Annotated in this window: 20 protein-coding genes, 1 pseudogene and 2 riboswitches; of the genes and pseudogenes, 10 read left to right on the top strand and 11 right to left on the bottom strand. The window is 34.6% G+C overall.

From position 1 onward, the window contains the following. Positions 1–6: 6 nt before the first annotated feature. Positions 7–591, top strand: a complete 585-nt coding sequence (locus ACFHWD_RS08060) for a helix-turn-helix domain-containing protein (RefSeq protein WP_150358544.1) — start codon at positions 7–9, stop codon at positions 589–591. A 213-nt stretch (positions 592–804) separates the two neighbouring features. On the opposite strand, the gene ACFHWD_RS08055 is transcribed toward ACFHWD_RS08060, so the two are convergent. The 7 genes from ACFHWD_RS08055 to ACFHWD_RS08025 form a co-directional block, all read right to left on the bottom strand. Then, positions 805–2,355, bottom strand: coding sequence for a hydantoinase/oxoprolinase N-terminal domain-containing protein (locus ACFHWD_RS08055; protein WP_150358543.1), 1,551 nt, complete (start codon positions 2,353–2,355; stop codon positions 805–807). A 1-nt stretch (position 2,356) separates the two neighbouring features. Next, positions 2,357–3,457 (bottom strand): DUF917 domain-containing protein, encoded by a 1,101-nt coding sequence (locus ACFHWD_RS08050; RefSeq protein ID WP_150358542.1) that lies wholly within the window; start codon positions 3,455–3,457, stop codon positions 2,357–2,359. A 4-nt stretch (positions 3,458–3,461) separates the two neighbouring features. Then, on the bottom strand, positions 3,462–3,743 hold the full coding sequence (locus tag ACFHWD_RS08045) for a DUF6092 family protein (RefSeq protein WP_150358541.1): 282 nt from the start codon (positions 3,741–3,743) through the stop codon (positions 3,462–3,464). Further along, positions 3,740–4,276 (bottom strand): nitroreductase family protein, encoded by a 537-nt coding sequence (locus ACFHWD_RS08040; RefSeq protein ID WP_150358540.1) that lies wholly within the window; start codon positions 4,274–4,276, stop codon positions 3,740–3,742. The genes ACFHWD_RS08045 and ACFHWD_RS08040 overlap by 4 nt, the downstream gene beginning before the upstream one ends. Before the next feature lie 34 nt (positions 4,277–4,310). Continuing rightward, entirely contained in the window at positions 4,311–5,048 is a 738-nt protein-coding gene (locus ACFHWD_RS08035; protein ID WP_150358539.1) for an aspartate/glutamate racemase family protein, read from the bottom strand. Positions 5,049–5,121: 73 nt separating this feature from the next. Further along, the gene (locus ACFHWD_RS08030) at positions 5,122–6,447 is read right to left on the bottom strand and encodes a cytosine permease (protein ID WP_150358538.1); all 1,326 of its coding nucleotides are present in this window, start codon (positions 6,445–6,447) and stop codon (positions 5,122–5,124) included. Positions 6,448–6,872: 425 nt separating this feature from the next. Then, on the bottom strand, positions 6,873–8,117 hold the full coding sequence (locus ACFHWD_RS08025) for an HAD-IIA family hydrolase (RefSeq protein WP_378061322.1): 1,245 nt from the start codon (positions 8,115–8,117) through the stop codon (positions 6,873–6,875). Between the two features lie 275 nt (positions 8,118–8,392). On the opposite strand from ACFHWD_RS08025, the gene ACFHWD_RS08020 reads away from it, so the two are divergent. Continuing rightward, complete coding sequence (locus ACFHWD_RS08020) at positions 8,393–8,557, top strand: hypothetical protein (RefSeq protein WP_179977419.1); 165 nt, start codon at positions 8,393–8,395, stop codon at positions 8,555–8,557. Positions 8,558–8,616: 59 nt separating this feature from the next. Continuing rightward, positions 8,617–9,231, top strand: a complete 615-nt coding sequence (locus tag ACFHWD_RS08015) for a hypothetical protein (protein ID WP_150355656.1) — start codon at positions 8,617–8,619, stop codon at positions 9,229–9,231. 96 nt (positions 9,232–9,327) lie between these two features. Here ACFHWD_RS08015 and ACFHWD_RS08010 read toward each other — a convergent pair whose 3' ends face one another. The 4 genes from ACFHWD_RS08010 to ACFHWD_RS07995 form a co-directional block, all read right to left on the bottom strand. Next, positions 9,328–11,118, bottom strand: coding sequence for a sigma-70 family RNA polymerase sigma factor (locus ACFHWD_RS08010; protein ID WP_378061319.1), 1,791 nt, complete (start codon positions 11,116–11,118; stop codon positions 9,328–9,330). Positions 11,119–11,308: 190 nt separating this feature from the next. Beyond that, positions 11,309–15,055 carry a BREX-1 system adenine-specific DNA-methyltransferase PglX gene (pglX, locus tag ACFHWD_RS08005; RefSeq protein ID WP_378061317.1) on the bottom strand — a complete coding sequence of 1,249 codons (3,747 nt, stop codon included), beginning with the start codon at positions 15,053–15,055 and terminating at the stop codon, positions 11,309–11,311. A 25-nt stretch (positions 15,056–15,080) separates the two neighbouring features. Then, positions 15,081–18,647 (bottom strand): BREX system P-loop protein BrxC, encoded by a 3,567-nt coding sequence (brxC, locus tag ACFHWD_RS08000; RefSeq protein ID WP_179977424.1) that lies wholly within the window; start codon positions 18,645–18,647, stop codon positions 15,081–15,083. A 20-nt stretch (positions 18,648–18,667) separates the two neighbouring features. After that, positions 18,668–19,249, bottom strand: a complete 582-nt coding sequence (locus tag ACFHWD_RS07995) for a DUF1788 domain-containing protein (protein WP_150355660.1) — start codon at positions 19,247–19,249, stop codon at positions 18,668–18,670. 267 nt (positions 19,250–19,516) lie between these two features. On the opposite strand from ACFHWD_RS07995, the gene ACFHWD_RS07990 reads away from it, so the two are divergent. The 7 genes and pseudogenes from ACFHWD_RS07990 (at position 19,517) to ACFHWD_RS07960 (ending at position 25,828) form a co-directional block, all read left to right on the top strand. Continuing rightward, the gene (locus ACFHWD_RS07990; protein ID WP_179977425.1) at positions 19,517–20,506 is read left to right on the top strand and encodes a G1 family glutamic endopeptidase; all 990 of its coding nucleotides are present in this window, start codon (positions 19,517–19,519) and stop codon (positions 20,504–20,506) included. A 223-nt stretch (positions 20,507–20,729) separates the two neighbouring features. Beyond that, on the top strand, positions 20,730–21,356 hold the full coding sequence (locus tag ACFHWD_RS07985) for a DUF3786 domain-containing protein (protein WP_378061313.1): 627 nt from the start codon (positions 20,730–20,732) through the stop codon (positions 21,354–21,356). A 53-nt stretch (positions 21,357–21,409) separates the two neighbouring features. Next, positions 21,410–21,509, top strand: a riboswitch (TPP riboswitch). 47 nt (positions 21,510–21,556) lie between these two features. Then, a riboswitch (TPP riboswitch) is annotated at positions 21,557–21,667 on the top strand. A gap of 80 nt (positions 21,668–21,747) precedes the next feature. Continuing rightward, positions 21,748–23,060, top strand: a pseudogene (thiC, locus tag ACFHWD_RS07980) (phosphomethylpyrimidine synthase ThiC). Positions 23,061–23,098: 38 nt separating this feature from the next. Then, a complete protein-coding gene (gene thiS / locus ACFHWD_RS07975) occupies positions 23,099–23,293 on the top strand; it encodes a sulfur carrier protein ThiS (RefSeq protein ID WP_150355663.1) in 195 nt (64 codons plus the stop codon). Positions 23,294–23,342: 49 nt separating this feature from the next. After that, positions 23,343–24,113, top strand: coding sequence for a thiazole synthase (locus tag ACFHWD_RS07970; protein WP_378061310.1), 771 nt, complete (start codon positions 23,343–23,345; stop codon positions 24,111–24,113). Between the two features lie 12 nt (positions 24,114–24,125). Further along, positions 24,126–25,235: a 2-iminoacetate synthase ThiH gene (gene thiH / locus ACFHWD_RS07965; protein WP_150355665.1), complete on the top strand. Its 1,110-nt coding sequence runs from the start codon at positions 24,126–24,128 to the stop codon at positions 25,233–25,235. Further along, complete coding sequence (locus ACFHWD_RS07960) at positions 25,232–25,828, top strand: thiamine phosphate synthase (RefSeq protein ID WP_150355666.1); 597 nt, start codon at positions 25,232–25,234, stop codon at positions 25,826–25,828. The genes thiH and ACFHWD_RS07960 overlap by 4 nt, the downstream gene beginning before the upstream one ends. The last annotated feature ends 231 nt before the right edge of the window (positions 25,829–26,059 follow it).

The following is a 26,059-nucleotide window of genomic DNA, read 5'->3' as shown; positions in this document are numbered from 1 at the left end:
TATGCTTTGAATCCGGAAATATTTAAAAAGCTTAGATTAAAAAAAGGATATACACTAGCTGATATGTGTCAAATGACAGGATATACAGCAAGCTTTCTTTCACAATTAGAAAGAGGATTAAAAAAGCCCTCACTTAATTCTTTAAGGAAAATTGCTGAATGTCTTGAAGTTCCTATAATATTTTTCTTTATGGAAGATAACAATATACATTCCAGTGAAAATAGCACTGATAATAGATGCGTTGTTATACATAAAAATAGCAGAGATAAACTAGTATTACCAGGAATCACTGCAGAATATGAATTGTTAACGCCAAATTCAATGGATTCAAAAGTTAAACCTGAAATAATTGGGCTATATTACAAATTAGATTTAGGTTGCTGGAGTTCTGAAAAAATGATTACTCATAAGGCTGATGAAAGTATTATTGTACTAAAAGGAAAAGTAAAAGTTTATGCAGGAGATTCTGTATATGAACTTGAAGAAGGTGACAGTATATTAATAAAGAAAAATACACCTCATAATATTTTAAATTGTGGAGAAGAAATATCTGTTAATTTAAGTTATACAAAAAATGATTATTTTCTATAAAAAGGCTAAACGATACCAATAATACATAGTATCTCCTGTTGTACTGTCACATACAAAAAATATATCAATACAGCAATCTCTCGTCACATTGTCAGGAAATAAAAGGAAATCACGTGGGTAAATCCAGTTACAACAATTATACGTAACTGGATTGTAGTTGCATATAATTGCTGCTGGAAATTAATTTAAATTATTTGCGGAATTCCCCTGTATTTATTTCAGAAGATTTCCTGCTGCTTTTACTCTTATTCTAGTTGCATTTCCCGGAATATATGCCAGCGGTACGTCATCAATATCTACAATTTCTATAGATTCAGGATCAGCCCCTGCTTTAATTGCCTGTTCAATCGCCATATTTTTGGCTTCCTTAATAGCCTCTTCACGTCCAATTTTATCCAATATAAATATTTTCTCAACTTGTCCACTTATTTGAGCTATTGCTGCCCCAATGGCGTTCGCCACATCAAAATAATCAGGTCTTATAACTTCTGATGCCCCTGATAATTTATCTGGAAGAAGTACACTTCCTCCTCCTACCAATACAACCTTCATATCATTTGCATTTGTTTTTATCCTATCAATTGCTGATTCTGCCATAATTATCATCCTTTTATATACTTCTTCTGCCATATTTAAGTGAACACCATTTATTTTTTTATCATGACCTATTTTAGCCACTCCAAGTAAAGTTGCTATATCCGAAGCAGTAAGTGTATCTCCCCCGAAACACATGGCCTTTTCTGTAAGTTTATATCCAACGCTATCAGGTCCAATTGAAACTTTATTACCACTTTTTCGTATAACAGTTCCTCCACCGAGACCTATAGATACAAGATCCGGCATACGGAAATTTGTCCTTACACCACCTATTTCAACTGCAGTAGAAGATTCTCTTGGAAATCCATTTACAAGTACGCCAATATCTGTAGTCGTACCTCCTACATCAACAACTAGTGCATTTTTTTGTTTTGCAAGATAAGAAGCTCCCCTAAGACTATTAGTCGGTCCACAAGCAATAGTAAATATAGGGTATTTCATGGCATAATCTACTGACATAAGTGTACCATCATTTTGTCCAATATAAACTTGACAATCTATATTTTCATTTTTAAGTGCTTTTATGAATCCTTTCACTGTAGTTTTTGCCACATCAACTAATGATGCATTCAATATATTTGCATTTTCACGTTCTAAAAATCCTATACTGCCTATTTCGGATGACAGTGACACTGGTACATCCGGCATTTCTTCTTTAAAAATTTCTGCTGCCTTAATTTCATGCTGATTTGACACAGGTGAAAATACAGACGTAATTTCTATAGAATTAACTTTTCCCTTTATTTCACTGGCTATTTTTCTCAAGTATTTTTTATCAAGTGTTGAAATTTCATTTCCATTAAATTCAAATCCACCTTTAACTATGTAGCTAAAGTTACCTATCGCTTCTTTAAGCTCCTCAGGCCATCCTGTCATTGGTTTTATTGCAGTTGTAGCAGGGTATCCAATTCTTATGATACCAACCTTATTCAATCTTTTGCGTTCGACAATTGCATTGGTACAGTGCGTAGTTCCAAGCATGGCATATTTTATATCTTCTCTCGGTACACTACTCATTTTCAAAACTTCCAAAAGTGCCTTATATATCCCTGAACTTACATCCAAAGTAGTTGGGGTTTTTGTTTTTACCACAGGTGTCAGATTTTCATCAAGAATTACTGCATCTGTATTAGTTCCACCAACATCTATACCAATTCTATACTTCATTTTAAAATTCCCCCATTCTGCTTTTAATTCTCTGCTCAATAGGAACATAGTCTACATCGTAACCAAAATATCTTGGCCCTACAGTCTTAATTCCATCTTTGGTCCTCCATTTTTCATCGCAAGGTATACAAATTACTATTCCTCTATTTCCATATCTAAGAGTTTCTGTTGTTATAGCATGTCCTGTTTCAATATCAAGTACCACAATAAGATCTGGAGCCGTAGCCAGTATTTCTCCCTCATTAGTTTGTACTATTAAATTTTCATTTTGGAACTCTATTTTAATGGATTTCCCCTTATACTCGTCGATGCCCGTCATTTTACTTTCTCCACGTACAAATCCACCGTCTGTTTTTCTCAATATGTCACATACCTTGCCTTTGAATAATTCAAATCCTCCACTTACCTTAAGCACTGCATCAACAGGATTTGTATTTTTATTTTTTGCTATTCTTATTGCACGTCCAACTTCTTCAGTTTTAGTTACAATTCCCCTAATTGAAGTTTTTTTAACTTGAGATCCAGTCATAGTGTAGCTTGCCATCATTGTCGATCCACCCGATGCTACAGTTACAGCCCTAGCTAAAGTTTCACTCCACTTATTGCTTACAGTATTAAACATTGTGGCATTTCCCTTTTCATCACACACTACCAGAGGAGTTGATTTTACTCCGCCAAGGCTAAAAGTTACCATTTGAATTTCCGGAAAAGCCCTTCCCATCCCGTCTCCATCCACAATGGGCATTCCCAATGTTGCTGCTACTGCAAAAGGTATCATAGAATTGAGTCCCCCCGCCTCAAATGGTATTGTAGCAAAAATTTCTTTGCCAAGATAATCTTTTAAAAGTGAAAAAGCATTTATGGCTTCTTTGCCATTAGGAATTTTCTCAATTAAAATAGTTGGCGCTCCCATCATATTAGTTGGTACAACAATTGCATCATCTGGCACTTCATCTACATCAAGCATTGTGACTTCTCCATGAGTCTTAATGGCATCGATAGCCATAAGTTTACCAACATATGGGTCTCCACCGCCTCCTGTACCATACACTGCAGCTCCTGCCGCTATATCTTCAATTTCCTTGACGCCTATTTTTCTCATACCTTTACTCCCTTTCATCTATCAATTGAACTAATTTATTTGATACATCATTAAGCATCTGTTCAAATGCTGTATTGTCACTCATACACAACAATTTTTCTCTATTTATAATGTTGGCTATTTCAACTAATTTTTTATCCTTGACAAGATCCAATTCATCAAATAGTTCAATTATCTTTTGAGCCGTATCAATAAGTCTAAGTGAGCCATATATTTTAGGTTCATCTATACACCCAACTGCACTTGAAACAATATAAGCAAGTAATTGAATCAGCTTTTCACTCATATTTTTTCCTCCCACTTGTTATAGAAAACAACATCTTCTAACTTTTTTTTGGGAGGCGATTTAGGCTCATTTTGAGGATATCCAATACTTATTATCAAGTCTGGTGATATATAATCAGGAAGTTTTAATATTTTTCTAACCGCCTCACCATTAAAAGACTTGACTGGGCATGTTCCCCATCCTCTCTCTGTGGCTAGAAGAATAATATTTTCCGATGCCATAGAAACATCCATTATTGCCATCTCATCACTTCCCAATTTTCCTCCCCTATCATATGCTAGCTTTCTATTAGAACAAACTACGATTATACATGGTGGTTTTCCAATTAATCCCGGGCTAAAAGGAAAGATCTTATTTAATTGTTTTATATCATCCATAATTCCAAACAGCCATGACTGAATGTTACTGCCAGAGGGAGCTGTAACAGCCCCTTCAAGCAATTTCATAACTTCAGATCTGGCAATAGCCTTTTTGGAGAATGCTCTGATGCTTCTCCTTTTTTTCATAATATTTAATAATGTACTATCCGCCATATTTTCCCTCCTAGATATTTTTATCCGAATATTGCTATTTATTTAGGATATTCCATATACTACGTGATTTTTTTGGAGATCTCGGATATGACATTCTGCTATGACTTAAGCCGAGCAATACTAAAGATTCCAGATATCTAACCGACACAGATACTGGATATATTACAGGTACATCATATCTTTTATCATGCAATAACCCCATTAACTTTTCACTAACCCCTATCATACCGGTACAGCCCAGTATTAAAAGTTGTGCATTATATTTTTCTATAGCTTCAATTGCCAATTTAAATAAAGATTGTATTAGGCGATCTTTCTCACCTAATTCTAAAACTGGAATGTTAACAGCCTTAACTGATGCAAGCTTTGCTGCAACTCCTGCATCATAAGCTATTCTCTCAATAATGGGAACAACACCATCTGTAACAGTAATTACTGAAAACCTAGTTGAAAGATCTGCAGCACATAACATAGATGTTCTACATGGACCAACTACAGGAATATCAACCAGCTCACGTAATGCATCCAATCCAGGATCTCCCATACAACTGACAAATATACCATCATACCCTTGTTTAGCGGCGTCCAATCCAACTTTAATAATACCAGGCGCAGCTAATGCTTCATCAAAAGAGCATTCAATTGACTCTGTTCCATAGGGAACCCTTTCAACATCAATTTGTACTTTAGAAGATGCAAAGCCTTGTGCTTCAGCAATAGATTTTTTTTCGAAATCTTCATCTGTAATAGGACTTATATATTTGATTTTCATATTTGTATAATCATTCCTTTCGTTTCACTAATTTCAAACCAGAATTACTGACTTGCGGCATATATTTCAATATTTAACCAATATACTTATCTGTCTGAGCAAATTTAGCATTAGTCTGGCCTTTGAAAGCAGCATAAATTTTCATTAAAACATAGTATGTTACCACAGCTGTGATGATAGAATTTAAGGATGAAATTCCCTGCTTAACAAAATACCCTACCATAAATGCACATAGCCATGATATTATTGTTATTGGATTCCATGATTCACAAGAATCAGGCAAATTTCCATTTTGTCTCGCTTCATCCAAAACAGTTCTATCCCTTTTTAATATAAAGTAATCCACTACCATAATTCCTGCAATTGGAGGTACAAATACACCTAAAAATGTCAGATAGGCGACAAAATAATTCATTATTCCAATGGCAGATAACAAAGTACCAAATATGCCAATTACTACAGTTATAGTACTTCTATTAAATTTTTTCTTAAATATGGTGCTAAGTACAGTAGTCAAGCCCAAACTTGAAGAGTATAAATTTATATCATTTATTTTTACAGTTGAGAAAATTACAATTGCAACACCTAACCATCCAGATAAAGAATACATTATTGTCATTATGTCACTGGATTTAACAACATGAGCCATTAGAACTGCAATCATGCACATACTAAGTTCTCCAACAAATGTGCTAATTAGTATCATCCAGAATACTTGTTTACTATTTGAAAGGAATCGACATATATCAGGGGTCATAACTGCTCCAACAATAAAACCACCTGCCACCATAGTAGTTCCAACTGAAAGTGACATAGAAGGACCAGGCTGCGTTGAAGTTAAAAGTGTTGATATATTTGTGTTGCTTAACATTTTAACTGTTGCTATTCCTACAGCCAGTAAAAATAACGGAAGCGCAATATTAGCAGTATAACTCAACATTTTAAATCCATAAACTACTATGGCAACAATTGAAAGGCCGGTAATAATTGCCCATATTTGAGCATTAAAAATCTTAGTAGCATTAAACATTCCTTCCGCACATACAGAATTTTGTACTCCAAACCATCCTATACATCCTATAGCTATAATCAATCCAACTATTGTAGAGCCTAAATTCCCAAAACCTGACCACTTTGACAATAAGCTTGTTGACAATCCTTCTCTAGCAGCTATAATTCCCAATGCAACGCCAACTATTTGTAAAATTACACTTCCAAGCAAAACTGACAATAGTGCTTTGTTAAATGTCATGCCATATCCCAATGATGCACCAAGCATTAACTGTGATACACAAGCAAAGCCCCCTAATCTGACTACAGTTACCTGCCAAAAATTTTGTTTTGCAGTTTTTGGAACACGCTCTAGAGAATAATCATCTTTAGTTTCTCTGTTACTCATATTTGTCCTCCTCCTGTTTTAATAATTTCAATATTTGATTACTTATAACATTGTGCCTAAATTAGTTTTTTTGTGGTATTATAATTATAATAATTTAACCTGTAGTTAATTAACTCACAGTGAATATGGTATTAATTTATATTATAAAGCTATTTATCAATTTGTCAATAATTTAATCAAATTTGTTATTAAATATCAATTTAATGATTATTTTATTATTGAAATCGTTAATAATTAAAATATAAATTATAAAACTGTCTATTTGATAAAGCTATTTCTTATACTAATAAAAACAAATATATCTTTATATATAAAAAAAGTTGAGAATTATTGTTTCTCAACTTTTTTATACATATACCAAGAACTAATGGACCAATTTTTTATTTTGGAAATAATTGATCAGGCATATTCAATTATAAAAAATTCTAACGTATATATGAAACTTTTTCTTTCTGCAGGGCATCTTTAAGCCACATTGGGTGCATGGGCAAAAGATTTTTTGGTAAACGGTCAAAATCAAAATAATCTACATCCAATGTTTCTTCTCCACTTTTAATTAAATTGCCCCCCACAACTTCACATTCAAAACAGGTTGTAATAAAATGGTCTATCTTGCCACTTGGATATGAAAAAACTTGTGAAAGGGGGTTTGAATAAACTCCAATTAATCTATTGACCTTAACTTTCAAACCGGTTTCCTCCATAATTTCTCTGATAATTGCTTCTTCTACGGTTTCTCCAGGTTCAACATGTCCTGAAGGAATACCCCACAATCCATTATCCACACGTTTCATCAGAAGAACTTTTTTATGCCTGTCAAATATGATGCCTGCAACTCCTGCTTTAACACCATCATTAGGCCAGGGAAAAGAAGGTGAAGCCCACTTTTTCACAGCTAAATTATCATCAAATAATCCCTTTAAATTTGAAATAACAGCATCGGGATTACGAAAATCCCTGGCAGATGGAAAGCTATTTGTCTTTTTATTCGATACTAGAATGGCTTGTATTCCCATCTGATGTGCTCCTAAGATATCGCTATATGAATTGTCACCTATCATTACTGCCCTAGAAGGTACTTTTAAATCCTCAAGAGCTTTCTTAAACATATAGGGATAGGGTTTTCCTATAATTACAGGCTTTTTTTCTGATGCTACCTCAACTGCTTTCACAATTGCCCCAACTGCCGGTAAAAGGCCTTCTGTACCTGGAAAATTTCTATCATTGTTTGTCCCAATAAATTTTGCACCATTATCAATTAATTGCACTGCTTTTTTAATATCACGAAGACGCAATTTATCATCCCAGCCCACTACAACTGCTTCTGCACTCATCGTATCATCAATTAAAATTCCGGCTTGTTTACACTCCCACTTTGAATTTTCATCTCCAAGGACAAATACAGTCTTTATATTTTTCTTCTTCAAGTATTGAGCTGTAACCCAACTTGCTGTAATTACTTCTTCACTATGTGCCTCTATGCCAATTTTATTTAAACGTTTCACCATTTTTTCCCGCGTTGTGCAGGGGTTATTTGTTAAAAATCTAATCGCTTTTCTATTTCTTCGAAGAAGTTCAAGGCATTCTACTGCCCCTGGAAGAGGATTGCCTTCTATATAGATAACTCCATCTAGATCAAATAAAAATACATCAAATTCATCAGCTGCCATGTACTCTCTCTCCTTTAATTTTATTCAGTAACGTTTTCAACTATATAAAAGTAGCATTTCTATTGTATATACTGTATTTATTTCATATTAGAAAAATATCAACGGGTTTTACCTTTAAATTATATCATAGACATCACATGTCATTTTCTTCTTCATCTAATTTTTTTGATATTTTTTTCTACTACTAATTTTTTACACCCTACAGATCATTTCATGAAATTTCGAATAAAAAACTCCCTTAAGTAAAAGCTATGTTAATGAATGGAGGTGTCTTTATGTCAAAATCAATACATGATAAAACTAAGGATATAAAACAAAAAAAAGGTAAAAATACTCAGCCTATAGGTAACAGTGACTTTGAATCAAAAACACGCTGGAAAGTTTACAGCAGTAAAAAGGGATATCAGATTTGTGGAAGGGATACTCATTCTGAACAGTAATTTTCATGAGAAAGCTCCACCTAAATCTAACAATCACTTAATTTGAGGAGGTAGATAAAATGCCAAAAAGAACTACTAAAATAATTGCCGGGTTAATTACTTTAATTTTGTTAAATATCAGCCCTGTAATGGTTCATGCCCTGTCACCCGACAATGTACCCATAACAAGTCAGACCGTTTTGAAAAGCAATAAAAATCATAAACATCCTGATTATAAATTTCGTCTTGATAAACTAGTAAAAGATGGTATAATAACAAAAGATCAGGAAAACATAGTACTGAATTCAATAAAACATGATGATTTCCGAAAATTTATGAAAGAGAAACATAAATGCTCTAAAAATAAATTAGATGTTCTAGTTAAAAATGGTACGATAACCAAGAAGCAAAAATCAGCCATACAAAAGTTATTTTCCTCTTCCAGAAAACAGGGAAAAAATTTCAAAAATTATTTTAACAATGGGTTGAATGAATTAGTAACTAAGGGAACTTTAAATAAAGAGCAAAAAAATGCTGTACAAAATTTATTTATTTCCTGTAGAAAAGAACACATAAAAAATATGACTGAATTTTTCAGGAATAGATTGGATACTTTAGTAAGCAAAGGTACAATTACTAAAATACAAGAAAAATCCATAATAAAGAGTTTGACAGATTTTAGGCATACTTCATAGCTTTGTCCATAAATATATTTAATTTAAAATTTCACATGTTATTGCTGCTCGGCGAGGCAGCAATAACATATGGATACCTCAGAATGCAGACTTAAATCACTCATTTAAATCTATTCTAAATTTTAGATCTTCTCTGAACTCAAAATTGCTGAGATCAGTCGTTTTTAAAGTATATTTCTTATTGGAATCCAGTGCTGGAAATACTATTGTAAATTCATTGGGATGTTTATCATCCAATCTGTCAATATACCTCTTAGGAGCGAGATCTTTTCCAGAATTGTCTTTTACAAAGAGGTTGGTTGCCTGAAAATAGGGAGCCTTTCCAACGGCTGTAAATCTAATTGTAGTTGAATTGCTTTCAGTTTTAATTTCATTTATTATGAGTTTACCCATCCTGCCCTGGGGAAGTTCTATGGGATATTTTCCATCTATGACTCTGTATATTTCTTCAGGTTTATTCCCCTTCATCTTATATGAAACTTTTTTACCATTCTTGTCTGTATATGTTCCTCCTGCACCTGTAGAATAAATATTGCAGGGAATAACAGTCAAATATTTCGGGATACGTTTTACGCTCATATAATTCATCTCGGCAGAGAAAGTCCCTGGAAAATCACCAGTAATACCACCGCCTTTAGGCAGAAGCTGTACTCCATTATCATCAAAAACAATCCAGTAATTGTAGTTGAATACATTGTTATAAGAATTATTGGATGAATCAGATATATATTTTTTTGTTTTAACATTTCCACTTACAAAAATAGAGGTATCTATAGGGGAAAATACTATTTTGTCTATATTTGCAGTGCTGTCTGGCAAATCGATTTTCTTATCTGGTTTAAATATACGGCTATTCTTAACCAGTTCATCCTTAGATATACTGAATTCAAAATTCCATTTACCTCTTATATTGGATAGTTCATCAATATTTAAATCCACATTGAAATTAGAAGAATTCTTGAATAAATCAGTATGAATTTCTTCAGTTCCCACGTAAGTGCAGCTGTTAATATAATTTCCAGAGGCAGAGCCAGTAGAACCATCTATATATTTTCCATTTATTTTTAAAAACCTAGATAGACTTGAAGATTCCAGGCCTTCAATTTTTTTATTGCTTTTTACAGTATAACCTATAATCAATTTTGAACCATCGGTCATGGCCTCATTTATGGTAAGAGTTACTCCATTGCTTGTAACACTTTTATTTATGAGCTGAGAATATTTAGAATAGTTTCCATGAGAACCCAATCTATCATTTAGAGTTTGAATTATAGAATTTAAAATTGGAATATTTTCGGCAAAAGCAGGAGAAACCATGCCTATACCTGTAATGCTGATTAAACTAATAGCTGCCGCAATTGAAGCACATTTTAGAAATTTAAAATTTCTCTTTCTGTTAATTCTTTTATTTAATCCATAGCTTTCTGCTATATTTTCTATATTTTCGCATAAAAAATACCTTCTTATAAATATTTGCTTATCCAGATCTTTCATATCATTTATTGCTCTCAAAATCTCTTTTCTATTCTCTTTTGATATTATTGTATGTTCCGTATTAATATCACATTGGAAATCGTAGTTATCTACACTATCGTTTGTACTTTCATTGAAAAGTTTTCTTTTATAATCTATAGCCTTATACTTTGCTATAGCAGTTATCCAGTATTTAAATTTCCCCTTTTCCGGATCAAAACTCCATATATTGTTCCAAACAGCCCAGAATACATCATTAACACATTCTTCTGAGTGTTGAAGCTGAAATTTGGAATTCAGCACTGTCCGCACCACCTTAAAAACCAGATTGCTATATTTGTCCACTGCAAATTCCAATGCTTTTGAATTTTTCTCTTTTATTTGTTCCACAAAATTATTTTCATCTATATTCACATTTTTCCTCCTTAAGAAGCTTTCATAATTTAATACGAAGCCATGATAGATTTTCTGACATCAGATTTTGTACTTTGATTGTAAACATAAAAAACTAGCTTAATCAATGCACTAAGCTAGTATCATTCTGAATATATATTCAATATTTTTATCTTCCGGAATCAATATAAAATATTCACTGAAATCAACATTATATTTTGGCCAGCAAATTCATTTCAACTTTTTTCCCGCTGGAATCAATGACTTCAACTCCCTGAAATCTGGCATAGTTTGCTTTAACTCCTTCATCTAGATCAATTCGTATTCTCTTATTTGCCAGGTGCGCCGCAGCCCGGTCATATTCCCTGCACTCTTCCATCTGCTTCTTTATCCTATATATTTTCTTCTTAGCAGAATTTCTCTCTCTTGATGAATAATCTTCCGAATCAACTATAAGCCTCTGTCTCTCAATTTCAGTCCCATATTTTCTCTGAAGCACGTGCAGATAATCCATCCTGACTTTAGCTACAGTCTGATCGCTGTACCTGTGCATATAAATAAGCGCCTTGAATCCGTTGCTTTTCCCGGAATCGAAGAGCCAGTAAATAGGTCTCTTCTTATAGTTCTTTACATGATCACTGTAAAATTCTCCGACAAAATATCTCCTAAGCGACTGCCTTGCCGTTTCAGAAGATTTCCTCCCTATGGAATCGGCTATAAAATCCAGATTTTCCTCCAAAGTGTCTTCCCCGTACACAATCTTCACAAATTTGATAAATTTTGAAACTATGTCATCTTCAAAATACTCATCTTCCGTAATGGGAATGACATTGTCCCTGTCAGGAGCAAAGGTGGCATCTGTCCAAAAGTCCGATATGAAATTTCCGTCATTGTCTCTCTCTATTTTTCTAACCTGCCAGGTTTCTCCTCCAGGCTGTGAATTGCCCACCCTAAAATGAGAACTGAACTCACCTCCCGCATATATAAGACCTTCTACATCAACGGAGTACCTGCCGAACATGCATCCTACAGCATAGGATATAAATGATTTTATGTCCCTCTCTCTGTCCGCCTTTCTGACAGTAACATCCCTATCCTCCTCTTCAGGTACAATCTCCTCCTGAAGCCCATAGATACGGATGAATATCCCGTTAAGCTCTTCTTCATTATGCTTTAACTGCTGAAACTGCCTGTCTGCAAAGGACTTCCATATATCAAAAGCATCGGATAAGCGGGTGGTTTTAAGCGGATAGTTATTAGTACTTCTCCTATTCCCGTTGCCTGCCGTGAGCTTTCCGCTATCGGCCAGTAAAAGTGGGTGAATTTTAAAATCCCAGGACGTTTCAAAAGAATCCCAGTCATTCTTTGAAATTTCTATATTGTTTCTGGTTAATTCCATAATGTCTCTTTTGATGTCACTATTGTCATGTAAAATCAATGGTATTTTCTTAATATCTCCAACCTGAAAATTAATTGTAGGTGCTATTATCTTTAAAACCTCATAGGTAATTTTCGAATTCATCAATGCCAAGACATATTCAAGAAAAGTTTCTTTAGGAAATATTGAGGAGCCTCCTACATCAAACAAAAAACCTTGCTGACTTAATCTTGCTGCAAAATTAAAAGTACTAATTAGAGACCAGGTTACTCCCTTTTTAAAATAAAAATCTTCATTTCTTATTACTGATGATTTATAGTTTTTAATTTCATATCCATTGTGCTTCCAGTTGACGACAAATTCATTATTACCATACCACTTTCTAAAATCTCCTCCCTTATTATATGGGAACCACTTCTTCGAACTCTTTTCTGCAGTACTTGCATTTTTATATCTTATACCCATAGAATCTCTGTTTACCTCAAACCATAACCTTGTAAATCTGTTATTGTCTGCTGTTGCCATTCCCTGTTTTGGCTCTGCAATATTACCCAAAGGTGCTGTATTCTCAAACAACCTTTTCATATTATCACTAATCCAATACGCTATTGGACAACCGGGTAAACATTTGAATACACTTTCACTGCAATCATATATTCCAAAACCACTTTTTATAATACTTATCGTTTTTACTTCTTTTTTCCTGGATGACATATTCACTAATCTAATGTATCTACCTTTATATTTGCTGTTGGCAAACTTTCTCTGAACAAAAGCAGTAGATTGTACAACCTCCCCGGCTATTTCATCAAATGTTCTAGCACCTAAATGCAGCATGTTTATTGTAACTTCATTATCCAGCATCTTTTCTCTCAATTTATAATAGGATGATAGAAACATCCACGAATGCTGACTGATCACGGCATATATACAATTATCACCTGAAAATGAACTCAATTTTTCCATAAATACAGAGAACAAATCATATTTTGAATCATTGAATTTGTCTTCCAGGTATATTTTTAGATTGCTATTCATACCTTTTCTTCCTAAATAGGGCGGATTAGTAGCACAGATTTCATATTTCCTGCCCATTATCTCAGCCTGCTTCACCAACGCTCCCATCCTGTCTAAAAGTATGCTTTTATAATCTGCAAACATCAGATTATCTTCCCCGGCTATCTCCTCAAGTCTCTGCTCTAATAATTCAAAATCAACCTTTTCAACTTCAATTATGGAACCATACTCCCCGGCATCTTTAAAGGTTTCAATTAAATACTTAACATCCTCCTTTAACTGTACACTGTGTCCTGTGGATTGTGAATTGCAGAAGTACTCCACTGCTTCTCTGCCAGTTCCATCTAAAAACTCATTACTTTCCTGTATAGAGCACAGATTGAGTTCCAGTCCATTTTTCTCTATATCCCTAAACAGCCTCCTGTTGTATTGTCTTGCCTTCATTATAAGTGTAAATGAAGCCAGCTGTACTGCCCTCTCGTCTATATCCAGCCCGTACAGATTGTTTTCAAGTATAAGCCTTGGTATTTTCCTCTCCAAATACCCTTCCCTCTTGTATATTTCATAGAATACTTCAAAGGCATAAACCAGTATATGTCCCGAGCCCATACATGGATCCAGCACTTTTATATCCTCAGGTCTGAATTTGCCGTATTGTTCTCTTATACTCTCCAGTTCTTCCTCAACTTCTGGCTCCTGCCCGGTTTCTTCAATATAATACTTCCATTTTCCCTGCAGTTCTGCATCCGGGTGACCCTCAAGCCACAGCCTTCCCAGTGAATTCTCAACCATGTATTTAACTATCCAGTCAGGAGTAAAAAGCTGTGTTGCGGCAGGTATATTCTCTTTTGTTATTTTTACATTTTTCTTAAGTGCTGCAAACACCTTATCCTTCTTCTCGGATATATAGTACTGGTACATCCATCCTATTATTTCCACTCCCTCTTTCCAGTCATCTTCCGGTATCTCCTCCACCATCTTCCCTATCACGGAACCCTTATCAAGAAGATGTGCCGGAAAGAGCAGCTCCGTATAATCACTTATTTTCTCAAACATCTGGGGCATTATACTGCCAAGTTCACTGCACTGTTTTATCAATATGTATTTATAAGCTTCTTCTCTATCTTCAGCTTTTCCACTGTCCAGAAGCCCATATACACTGTCTCCATCAAGTTTTAATTCCTCTATTGTCTCTGAAATTCTAAAAAGTACATCCGGTTCATTTTTTCCCTCTATTGAAGAAAGTATTCTCACACCAAGGGGAAGATAATTGTTAACTTCCATATATCTAAGTGCCATAAATCTGTTAAACCAGGTATAGGCGGCTTCCTCCATAACTGGCTTAAACCCCCTTTTCCTTACCTGCCCTACAAGGGCATCTCTCTGATTCTTCGGAAGCTTGAATATATCTCCACTTCCATTTAATTTGAATCCGCCCTGGATTTCCACTGCAGTGTCTATTTTCTGCCCGCCTACACCTATCAGGTTGGCTTTTTCACTAACTGCCTCTATTAAATTCTCTCTGGCCCATATGGCAAATACCTTTATCTTATTTTTATCCACGGCTGCTTTTCCCCTAACTCATCTGTTATATCAAATTTATTATGGTATTGTCTTTCAGTTCCTCCTTCAACTTACCTCTTAGAAACTCCACCACTTCATCTATATCTTGGACATTCTTTATAATTTTCTGACCCTTCACCAGTTCTCTCATGCTCAGAGTCTTTATTTTCACAACAATTTCAGGCCCTCTATCATTGTTCCTTTGCATTTTTTGAACTTTTTCTTCAACTATTATCTTCACCCATTTAAGTTTGACCTTCTCTGCCAAATCGGACATAGAAGCTATCACTGCAAAATTATCCGCACTTTCAACTCTATTGTAAAGATCTTCAAACTCCCCTCTTACCTTGTCTTCAAATATACTTTTGAAGCTGCATGTTTTCAAGACATCAAAAACTTGATCTCTGCACTTTTCTATGAATTCTTTTATTGGAATGCTCTTTTCTTCCAAAAGTACTACTACTTTGTCATTGTACTTTTCTATTAGAACAGGCAGTTCATGTATTCGAGAATAAGGTCTTTTCATTTTGAGTATCTCTCTTATTTTCTTCATAATCACATTCATGTCATCATCTATTATATATTCCTTATTTACATCATAATTTTTCAGTTTTTCCACAGCTCTGTCAAATATAATTTTCTGTTCACCTGTAGAAGAAAAGTCAATCACACCATTTTCTTTCTTATAAAAAAATGCTTTTATATCATCCACATCATCTTCATAATCCAGAAAATTCTCTTCAAGATCATATATTCTTTTGAAGAATTCCACTGTATCCGTGATCTCCATTATTTTCTGAAATAATCTTTTTCCCAATTGCAGAACCTCTTCTCCAGGATAACGCGTTCTAGAAGAAAATTTAACAAGCATTTCGTTGATCTTAGAGAGCTCATTTTTACATTCTCCTTTGAATATATCCATTATTCCATCCTCATCAGAGGGAAGGGACAGAAAATTAAACATATCCCTGCTTAAATCTCTTACCGTATCTACATATTTCTGGCTTACTCTCTCTCTGATCTTCAATATTGTCCTTTCAACATATTCCCTTTTGGTAACATAATGCACTATTTCCCTATCATTGGGGCTAATTACCTCCCCATTTAATATCACCTTGATACACTGTTTTTTAAACAACTCTATTATAACAGCAGCTATATCTAAACCCTTCCATCCATAAGGAGGGTTTGAAAATTTAGCCAATACAGTTTTAACTGTAACCTGAAGATTTCTGGATGAACTGATCTGTATATGATTTTGTATCTCATCCACCGCTAGTTTATTTGGATTTGTATCTGCAATCTCCATCTGGTTAAATTTTTTATCCACAATATCATAAAGTTCTTTTACACTATTAGTAAATTTTTCTACATAATTCAGCTTGTTGTATTTGGAATTCACCAATATTCTCAATCCACTGTTCATTCTGTCTATAGGATTCTTTTCATTTATATCTACTAAACTTCCATTTATGTATATAGGTGCTTTTTCCATTGACCCTTCTATTAAGAATTTAGCCCTTTTAGCTCTTTCTCCTCTTTCCCTGCTTTTTTTTACCTTGATATCTTCTACGGCAGCACTGGATTTTATACCGCTTTTAATTCTGAGATACTCATCTATCTTCAACATGTTTTCTATTTCATCAAGATATGAATAATCCTGTGAAATATCTAAAATAACGTTACCTTCCCTGACAGATAGAAGTTTTAATTCGGCCTCACTGGAATCACGGGGCAGTTCAAAACTTGGAGTTATTACCCTCACTCCTATTTCATTTATCTGAGAACCAATTGTTCTGTCATCTACTATTTTATTAAAAGTAAATTGATACCTTCTCGAATAGGAAAATTTAGCGCCATTATATATATCATCAAAAATGATTTCAGAAATCTTATGTGTGACTTTTCCAATATCCACGGGCATGTTGTTTATTTCTCTATTTACATCCTGTTCATCATTTGTGAGAAATACATACTCTTCTCCATTTTTCTGAATGAGTGTCTGCCTCATAAGTTTCTTCAAAGAAATCTGTACATCTTTTTTTATATGCAATTTATCTGCATCTATTCTATTTACCAACAGTGTAGATATATTTTCTATATTTGCTTTTATTTCTTTTACATACTTTAAAAGAAATAGCAGTTTCAAAACTTTCACGTCAAAGGCATCTAATTTTTCATTTTTTTCTGCATAAATTACAACTGATCTAATGGAGGAGTCCAGAAAGATCTCTATAGTTTTGTAAAAGGAGGAAAAAGGGACAAGCATCCTTGTATCTTCTTCCATATAATCCACCGCAACCTGCTGATATGCCCCCAGCAAACTTCTCTCTCCCCTGGATAGACTCTTACCGGATGCCCCATGTTCCCTCACTCCATTGAATACAGATTGAATGAGATTAAACTGATAGGGTATAAAAGGATAGACTTCTGCAAATTCCTTTTCATTCCTGTAAATTTTCATTTCTGCAGTATCTGATGTAAAAGTCAGCAGGTTTTTTATTATTGATTCCTTCTGCTCATATAACAATCTCAAATAACTTTCGGCAGTATTTTTTTTCCTAAGTATACGTTTTTTTATTACCTCGTCAACATTTGCAGAAGACAGTGAAAGCCGGATATTAAATCTTCCCTGAATTTTAGAAAAATCATTTCCCTTTACTTTTGTAAATTCATCCAGACCCTCCTGTGAAGTGACAACAACCCAGCACTTTCCACCACATTTAGTACCGAGATCTTCCACCAGAGTCTGGAGGTTTAACATGAGTTTTGTATTATCTCCAATATATTGTCCCATTTCGTCTACCATAAATATAACATGATGGTTTTTTCCCTTTGATTTAATGTATTCTTTTACCCTAGATGTAAATTTATCTATGCTAAGTGAATAATTTTCTTCACATTTATTGTACCAATTCCTTGCAGATTTTTCACTCATCTTTGTAGTTTCAGATAACGACTTTACAATTGAATCCTCCTCATAATAAAAATCCTCTCTTGATTCAAGCCATGACTTTCCGGACATCTCTTTAAAAAATCTTTTAAATTTCTCATATACACCGTCTTTAACCATCTGCCGTTCCATATTCGCTATCCATGGCATTGATCCACAAAAACCCTGCATTTCACTAAACACTTTATTAAACACATTTACAATGGCATCTTTATTCGATTTAGAATCCGCCTCTGATTTGGAGTCTATATTAAAAAGAATTACATCGGTCGGGGTATCCCCAGCCAGTTTCATATTCTCAAGAGTAAAATTATCCAATCCCTTGTCACTAAAATAATCAATAGCATTTTTACCATCTATAATTTTATTCTCCAAAAGATAGGATAATATTTTCAAAAGGTGGGACTTACCGCTTCCAAAGAATCCTGAAATCCACACCCCGTTCTTATCCGTATCTTCCAGTATACTGGTTTTATACATTTCAAAAAACTCATCTATGTGTTTCTTTAACTCACTGGTTACAACATATTCATCTAGTTCCTGTTTTACATTTTCATCATCTTCCTGCCCAACTTTGATAACACCTTTTATATCCCTGTCTATTTCTTTATAAAACATATCCTTCAAAATAAATTTCATTTTTTTGTCTCCCCCATAATTCAATACTTATCTATTAATTGAAATGCCCTGTAATAGTTGTCATCTTTTAAAATATTAAACAGCATTAGGGAGCCTCCATCATAGGTGCCTGGAAAAAACATAACAAGAGGTTGTTTTTCTATAACTCTATGCAGGTTGTTTAACACTCCATATGATCCGATTATAGGCCATGATTTTCCAACTCCAGTTAAAAATATTATATCGCTTCCGCCAATCCTGTCTGCTATATACCCTACCATAAGATCATTTTTCAATGTAAGTCTAAGAGCTTTCTTGGTTGCATTTAAAACATATTTGCTTCCTTTTTTTTTCTCCATCTCAAAGTTTTTTTCAAGATATCCCTTTGATTTTAAAATGTTCAAAATAATATCATAAAGGTCAAACTCGATTATATTGAGCCCATAGGCTTTTTTTGCCTTTTCCTCTATAAATTTAACTCTATCCCTAATTAAAAGCTCATATTTAGGATCATAATCAAAAATATAAAATCCTATTTCATCTCCAAGTCCCTTATTCTGTCTGAAATACGGATCAGCTATCCGTGGTAATATTTCATCGATCCTCTTATGTATATCCTTCATATTTTATCTCAATCTCCTACGCGGTCCAATTTTATAGTAATTATTATATCACAAATAATAATACCTTCTACAGAACCTTGTAAATTCAGAACCTGATTTAACCAACAATGAATTTCTTTCACAATAAATATAATTGAAGGCAAAAAATTTACAATATGGTAATATTATTACCACGATTTTGTAATATATTAGCGAGAAACTATTGTATATCAAGTAGTTTTTATATACTCATTTTTTATAAATATAATGGAAGGGGGAAATTAATCAATGAAAAACATCTTAAAAAAACTTCAAATTTTGCTGCTGGCATTATTTGTGGTATTGGGAAGTGGAGCCGGATCTGCAATTGCAAAGGAACAATTCGGCGATACTTACAGAGGCAGCTATATTTTATCAAATTATTTTCCAAAGAGGAATATAACTCATTCAATTTATAACTACCAGCCTCAAAACACCATAAATAGGGTTAATCTTCCAGCTAACACTGAAAAATCAGGTAATTGGGCAGGCTATATAGCTGTACCTGTTTCCCAGAACAATACTTATACAAGCGTTTCAGGAAGTTGGACAGTACCTAATATTACATCCAATCGTCAAAATGCCTCAACCGCACAATGGATAGGCTTGGGAGGAGTAAATTCTGAAGATCTCCTTCAAATGGGAACTATAGAGGAGATACAAAATGGACAACCTATAGTTGAAGTTTTTTGGGAAAAATTGCCCGATGCTGCCCAGAATATAGTTAGTATCCCAATTGGCTCAACTATCAGTGTAACTATATCCAAGGCTTCGAATTCCACATGGAATTTAACATTCACTGCAACTACGCCTAAAGGAGAAGCAGTAACAAAAACTATATCCACTACCCTTGATTCTTCCTATGAGCAGAAAATAGGCACATCCGCAGAATGGATCAGCGAAGATCCGGCTAATCAGAACAATCAGCTTCTACCTCTAGCAAACGCGGATGAGGTAAAATATCAATCGGCCAAAGTCAATGGAAATTCATTATCTGATTCCAGCAACAAAATCCACCCTGTTGCCATGATATCAAATGGTGGAAATATCGCAATTTATCCCTCTGAGATCGGAGCAGATGGTGAATCATTTACAACAACTACTAACTCCAGTTACAACAATAACATCAACAGTATTTCCAATTTCAGACATAGATCCGATAATTTATCAAAACATATTTCAAGATATCCCGGAGATTATTCTCATTACAGACAACCTGCAGCAGCTGCTGCCTATTAGTCAAAAAAGAAGCCGGATAATTTCATAATCGGCTTCCGTTTTGAAGTGTAAAGCCAAAAAATATTATATTAAATAACACAAAAACAGCATTATCATTCACAAATATAATGCTGTTTTTATATATATTAAATAGTATATAATTAAAATATATCATGTCTCCTGCTTCAAAAAATACTTGATAGAAAAGAGGTGTTTCACAATAGGAAACAAGAAAAACAACTATGTGCTGTGTTATAAGGATCTATGTAAAAAATTCAGCCGGCGTCCCCTGGAAGAAATTGTCCAAAAAAGTGGAGCAAAATATGACGCTGAAAAGAATATGTTCACCTTAAAATACTTTAACAGGGAATATTTAATTTCCTATCCGGAAGGCTCTATTACATTAAAGGATTTTAATCACAACGATCTATCTTATGAATCCGATACGGTAATGGATAAAATACTGATCATGAGCTATCTCTGCAGATGCACCAAAAGTGGACTGACCAATAAATGGGTACCCTACAGGGAAATAGAAGGTGTAGGCTGCACCTATGATTTTTTTGCCGGCCATGGTATAGACAAACTTACCAAATACTTCGGAAACAGAGATGAACTATTTCTAAAGGCCGGGAAAAAACTTGATGCTAAAAAACTATGCCTGGGAGATATGTCACTTCAGTTTAACATATTTCCAAATGTGCCCGTTGTACTGGTCTTATGGCTGGCAGATGAAGAATTCGAAGCCCAGGCAAACATCTTTTTTGACTCTTCTGCCTCAAAAGAAATTCACATAGAAGATCTGGCTTCCCTGTGCTCAAAGGCGGCTGACGAATTGATTAGATGTGCAAAACAAGTGGAAAATTTTTAAAAATGTTTACATATATATGGATAAGTGCTATTATATATATGTAAAGTAAATAGAATTGTTTGTGGGGGGACCGTTTCGGTTGAGAAGGTAAAACCTGACCCTTTGAACTTGATGTAGTTAACACTACCGTAGGGAAGCAAATATTTAAAATGTGTATTCGAGGAGTGTTTTCATCAGACACTCCTTTTTTATTTAAAAATACAATGTTACAGGGGAGCCCATGTTGATGGGCTGAGAGTAAGATACTATCTTTTACCCTTATAACCTGATTTGGATAATGCCAACGTAGGGAAATTTACGCTGTTTAAAAAACATTCAGAGTTTTTATATCCTATGGGAAGCATTTGCTCCCTATTTTTTTATCCATAAAATCAAGAAGGAGATTGATAAAATGAATTATACAACCCAGATGGATGCTGCCAGAAAAGGAATAGTCACGGAAGAAATACGTATAGTAGCCAAAAAGGAAAATATGGATGTCAAGGATCTCATGCACCTTATGTCCAAAGGCAAAGCTGTCATTCCAGCCAATAAAAATCATAAAATTTAAGTGCAGAAGGCGTGGGAAAAGGGCTTAAAACAAAGATAAATGTCAATCTTGGCATTTCAAAGGACTGCTGTAATATAGATCTGGAACTTGACAAAGTGAAAAAAGCAATAGACATGAAAGCTGAGGCCATTATGGATCTAAGTTGTTTTGGGAAAACAAGAGAATTTAGAAACAAGTTAGTGGCTATGTCTCCTTCTATGATAGGTACTGTACCCATATACGATGCAGTTGGTTTTTATGATAAAGAATTAAAGGATATAACTGCTGAGGAACTTTTAAGCGTTATAGAAGCCCACGCAAGAGATGGGGTTGACTTTATGACCATCCATGCCGGTATAAATCTGGAAGCAGCACAGATATTCAAGAGAAACCCGAGACTTATGAATTTTGTCTCAAGAGGAGGCAGCTTGATGTATGCTTGGATGAACTTGAATAAGAGACAAAATCCTTTCTATGAATACTTCGATAAAATTCTTGACATATGTGAAAAATACGATGTAACCATAAGTCTGGGAGATGCCTGTAGACCTGGCTGTATAGATGATTCTACAGACGCAAGCCAGATAAAGGAACTCATGACCTTAGGTGAACTGGCAAAAAAAGCCTGGAAAAGAAATGTACAGGTAATGATAGAAGGGCCCGGTCATATGGCTCTTAATGAAATAGAAACCAACATGAAGCTTGAAAGAAAGCTGTGTCATGATGCTCCATTTTATGTACTAGGTCCCATAGTAACAGATATAGCACCTGGATATGATCACATAACAAGCGCCATAGGCGGCGCTATTGCTGCAACTTATGGAGCGGATTTTCTCTGTTATGTAACTCCTGCAGAGCACCTCAGACTGCCTGATTTGCAGGATATGAAGGATGGAATTATAGCCGCCAAAATAGCTGCCCATGCTGCAGACATTGCAAAGGAAATCAAAGGTGCAAGAAATTGGGACAACAAAATGGCTGAGGCCAGAAGAGCACTTGACTGGGAAAAAATATTAGATACTGCAATAGACCCTGAAAAAGCCAGAAAATACAGAAAGAGCTCAACACCTGAAGATAAAAAAACCTGTACCATGTGTGGAAAAATGTGTGCTGTAAGAAACATGAACAAGGTAATGGAAGGAAAAAACATAAATATCCTTCGGGATAAAGACTAGAACATCGATTCCAATTGCTTTTGAAATGAGGTGTAAAAATGACCGTAAATGGAGAAGAATTGGATTTTGCCCCCGAAACGACAGTATCACAATTACTAAACAAATTAAATATAGACGAAAACACCGTTGTAATTGAAGTGGATTTAGAGTTAGTAGACAGGGAACAGTACAAATCCAAAAAATTATCAAGCACTTCCAAAGTAGAAATAATCCGTTATGTCGGAGGTGGTTAGATAATTTACATTATATACAATAAATCAAAATTAAAGGAGATTTTAATTTATGGATGAACTTATAATAGCAAATAGAAAAATAAAGAGCAGGTTCTTTATTGGGACTGGTAAATTTACATCAAATGAAATAGTGCCTGATATAATAAAAAGTTCTGAAGCACAAATTATAACCGTAGCACTGAGACGTATGGATATCCACGCTGCAGAACCAAATGACAACATATTGAATTTTATAGATAAAAGCTGCATACTCGTGGCAAATACATCCGGTGCAAGAAATGCAGAAGAAGCTATAAGGCTCGCACATTTAGCTAAAGCAACAGGATGTGGAAATTGGGTTAAAATAGAAGTTATTTCAGATAGCAAATACTTGCTTCCCGACAACTATGAAACCTTAAAGGCTACTGAAGCCCTTGTAAAAGAAGGATTTGTTGTACTTCCCTATATAAGCCCGGATCTAATGGATGCAAAGAGACTTGTAGATGCCGGTGCCTCTGCAGTAATGCCTCTGAGTGCACCTATCGGGACAAATAGAGGTCTTAAGACAAAAGAACTATTAAAAATTATAATTGACGAAATAGATATACCAGTTGTAGTGGATGCAGGTATAGGGAAGCCATCTCACGCCGCAGAAGCCATGGAGATGGGAGCCGATGCAGTACTTGCAAATACTGCCCTTGCAACAGCAGAAGACCCTGTACTCATAGCCGAAGCTTTCAAGCTTGCAATACAAGCAGGAAGGAAAGCTTTTCTTTCAAAACCCGGTGTTGAAAAAGAAGTCGCCGTAGCCTCATCTCCTCTTACAGGATTTTTAAGATAGGAAGTGTTTAAAATGACCTTTTATGATGTAGTGCAAAATTTAAAAGATTTTGATTATGAAAACTTTTTTAAAAAAGTTACAGACAGACAAATTGAAAAAATAATAGATAAAGAGGAACTGGATAAATGGGATTTTCTGGCGCTTCTCTCTCCTACTGCCGAAAAGCATATGGAAGAGATGGCTCAAAAATCTCACAGACTTTCACTTAAATACTTTGGAAGAAACGTTGTCATGTACACTCCCATGTACGTTGCCAATTACTGTTCAAATAGATGCGCTTACTGTGGATATAATTGTACAAATAAAATAAACAGAAAGGTACTCACTCTCGATGAAGTTGATACAGAAGCAAAAGCTGTACATGACATGGGGTTCAGACATGTAATAATTTTGACAGGAGAATCCAGAAAATATTCGCCTGTTTCCTATATAAGAGATTGTGTAAAAATAATGAACAAATATTTCAGTTCAATATGTCTGGAAATATACTCTCTTAAAAAGGAAGAATACAGAGAACTTGTTGAAGCCGGTGCAGATAGTCTTACTATGTACCAGGAGACCTACAACCAGGAAGTATACTCAAAGGTCCACCTTGGAGGTCCAAAGAAAAATTACAGATACAGACTTGAAACACCAGAAAGGGCCTGCGAAGCTGGTATATATTCCGTAGGTCTCGGCCCGCTTTATGGTCTCTATAACTGGAGAGAAGAAGCTTTTTTAGGTGGACTGCACGGTGCATATATACAAAAAAAATTTCCTGGAGTAGATGTGAATTTTTCAGTTCCACGGATAAGGCCTCATGCAGGTTTTTTCAAAGATCTGCATGAAATAAGTGACAAAAACATGGTACAAATACTGCTTGCACTTAAACTCTTTATTCCAAGATCAGGTACCAACATAACCACAAGAGAATCCAGGGAAATGAGGGACAATCTCATACCTCTCGGTGTCACCAAAATGTCTGCAGGCGTATCTACGGAAGTTGGAGGACATACTCAGGAGAATCCTGGTGAAATGCAATTTGACAACTCCGATAAAAGAAGCTTAACAGAGGTGAAACAGGCAATAATCAAAAAAGGATATTTTCCTGTAATGAAGGATTGGGAACCTATAGCACTATGAAACAAAAGCTATTTATAGTAACGAATAGAAAACTTGTAAAAAATAACAACATGCTTGATATAATAGAAAGTTCAGTACAAGCAGGTGCAGATGCCGTAATTCTACGTGAAAAAGATTTGGACTGTAGTAAAATAATTCAGCTTGCTAAAAAAATCAAAAAGATAACGGAACCTCAAAATGTACCTCTTATAATAAACGGCAATATGGAAGCTGCTCTAGAAGTAAATTCTGATGGATTTCACACAAATTATGCAGATTATATGAATGAACATTTTAAATTCAAGGGTATTTTAGGAGTATCTGTTCACAGCACTTTAGAGGCGGCAAATGTGCAAAAAAAGGGTGCAGATTACCTTCTGGCAGGACACATTTTCAAAACAAATTGTAAAAAGGGATTAGAACCCAGAGGAATTGCTTTTTTGGAAGATATGCTGAAAAATGTTTCAATTCCAATTATAGCAATAGGCGGTATAAATGAAAGCAACATAGATAAATTATTGAAAACTGATATTTATGGTGCTGCTGTAATGTCCCTTGTAATGTGTTCAGATGATCCATATCTTACGACACGAAATTTAAAAGAACATTTTTGAAAAATCAACAATTAAATTTTCCTCACCTACCATAATATGATGATTGGTTATCATAGAAACAGCTTAGCAATATTGAACTGCTAGGCCGTTTCTATACACAATATATGCATTATATTAAATGGATTATTTTTTAGTATAATCAGTTATGCCCAACCTATTTCCGAATGGATCTTCAAATTCTACAGCGCTGCTTTCCACAGTATTAGAATTTATACTGCTGAAAGAGATTCC

The sequence above is a fragment of the Clostridium sp. MT-14 genome, from assembly GCF_042436595.1.
Taxonomy (GTDB): Bacteria; Bacillota; Clostridia; order Clostridiales; family Clostridiaceae; genus Clostridium_B; species Clostridium_B aromativorans.
Note: the sequence above shows the minus strand (reverse complement) of the source record. Positions and strands in the feature narration are given on the sequence as shown.

What these genes read in the sequence shown, in the direction of transcription:
- ACFHWD_RS08055 (WP_150358543.1), bottom strand. Translation starts at nt 2,355, where the DNA reads ATGAAGTATAGAATTGGTATAGATGTTGGTGGAACTAATACAGATGCA.
- ACFHWD_RS08050 (WP_150358542.1), bottom strand. Translation starts at nt 3,457, where the DNA reads ATGAGAAAAATAGGCGTCAAGGAAATTGAAGATATAGCGGCAGGAGCT.
- ACFHWD_RS08045 (WP_150358541.1), bottom strand. Translation starts at nt 3,743, where the DNA reads ATGAGTGAAAAGCTGATTCAATTACTTGCTTATATTGTTTCAAGTGCA.
- ACFHWD_RS08040 (WP_150358540.1), bottom strand. Translation starts at nt 4,276, where the DNA reads ATGGCGGATAGTACATTATTAAATATTATGAAAAAAAGGAGAAGCATC.
- ACFHWD_RS08035 (WP_150358539.1), bottom strand. Translation starts at nt 5,048, where the DNA reads ATGAAAATCAAATATATAAGTCCTATTACAGATGAAGATTTCGAAAAA.
- ACFHWD_RS08030 (WP_150358538.1), bottom strand. Translation starts at nt 6,447, where the DNA reads ATGAGTAACAGAGAAACTAAAGATGATTATTCTCTAGAGCGTGTTCCA.
- ACFHWD_RS08025 (WP_378061322.1), bottom strand. Translation starts at nt 8,117, where the DNA reads ATGGCAGCTGATGAATTTGATGTATTTTTATTTGATCTAGATGGAGTT.
- ACFHWD_RS08020 (WP_179977419.1), top strand. Translation starts at nt 8,393, where the DNA reads ATGTCAAAATCAATACATGATAAAACTAAGGATATAAAACAAAAAAAA.
- ACFHWD_RS08015 (WP_150355656.1), top strand. Translation starts at nt 8,617, where the DNA reads ATGCCAAAAAGAACTACTAAAATAATTGCCGGGTTAATTACTTTAATT.
- brxC (WP_179977424.1), bottom strand. Translation starts at nt 18,647, where the DNA reads ATGAAATTTATTTTGAAGGATATGTTTTATAAAGAAATAGACAGGGAT.
- ACFHWD_RS07995 (WP_150355660.1), bottom strand. Translation starts at nt 19,249, where the DNA reads ATGAAGGATATACATAAGAGGATCGATGAAATATTACCACGGATAGCT.
- ACFHWD_RS07990 (WP_179977425.1), top strand. Translation starts at nt 19,517, where the DNA reads ATGAAAAACATCTTAAAAAAACTTCAAATTTTGCTGCTGGCATTATTT.
- thiS (WP_150355663.1), top strand. Translation starts at nt 23,099, where the DNA reads ATGACCGTAAATGGAGAAGAATTGGATTTTGCCCCCGAAACGACAGTA.
- ACFHWD_RS07970 (WP_378061310.1), top strand. Translation starts at nt 23,343, where the DNA reads ATGGATGAACTTATAATAGCAAATAGAAAAATAAAGAGCAGGTTCTTT.
- thiH (WP_150355665.1), top strand. Translation starts at nt 24,126, where the DNA reads ATGACCTTTTATGATGTAGTGCAAAATTTAAAAGATTTTGATTATGAA.
- ACFHWD_RS07960 (WP_150355666.1), top strand. Translation starts at nt 25,232, where the DNA reads ATGAAACAAAAGCTATTTATAGTAACGAATAGAAAACTTGTAAAAAAT.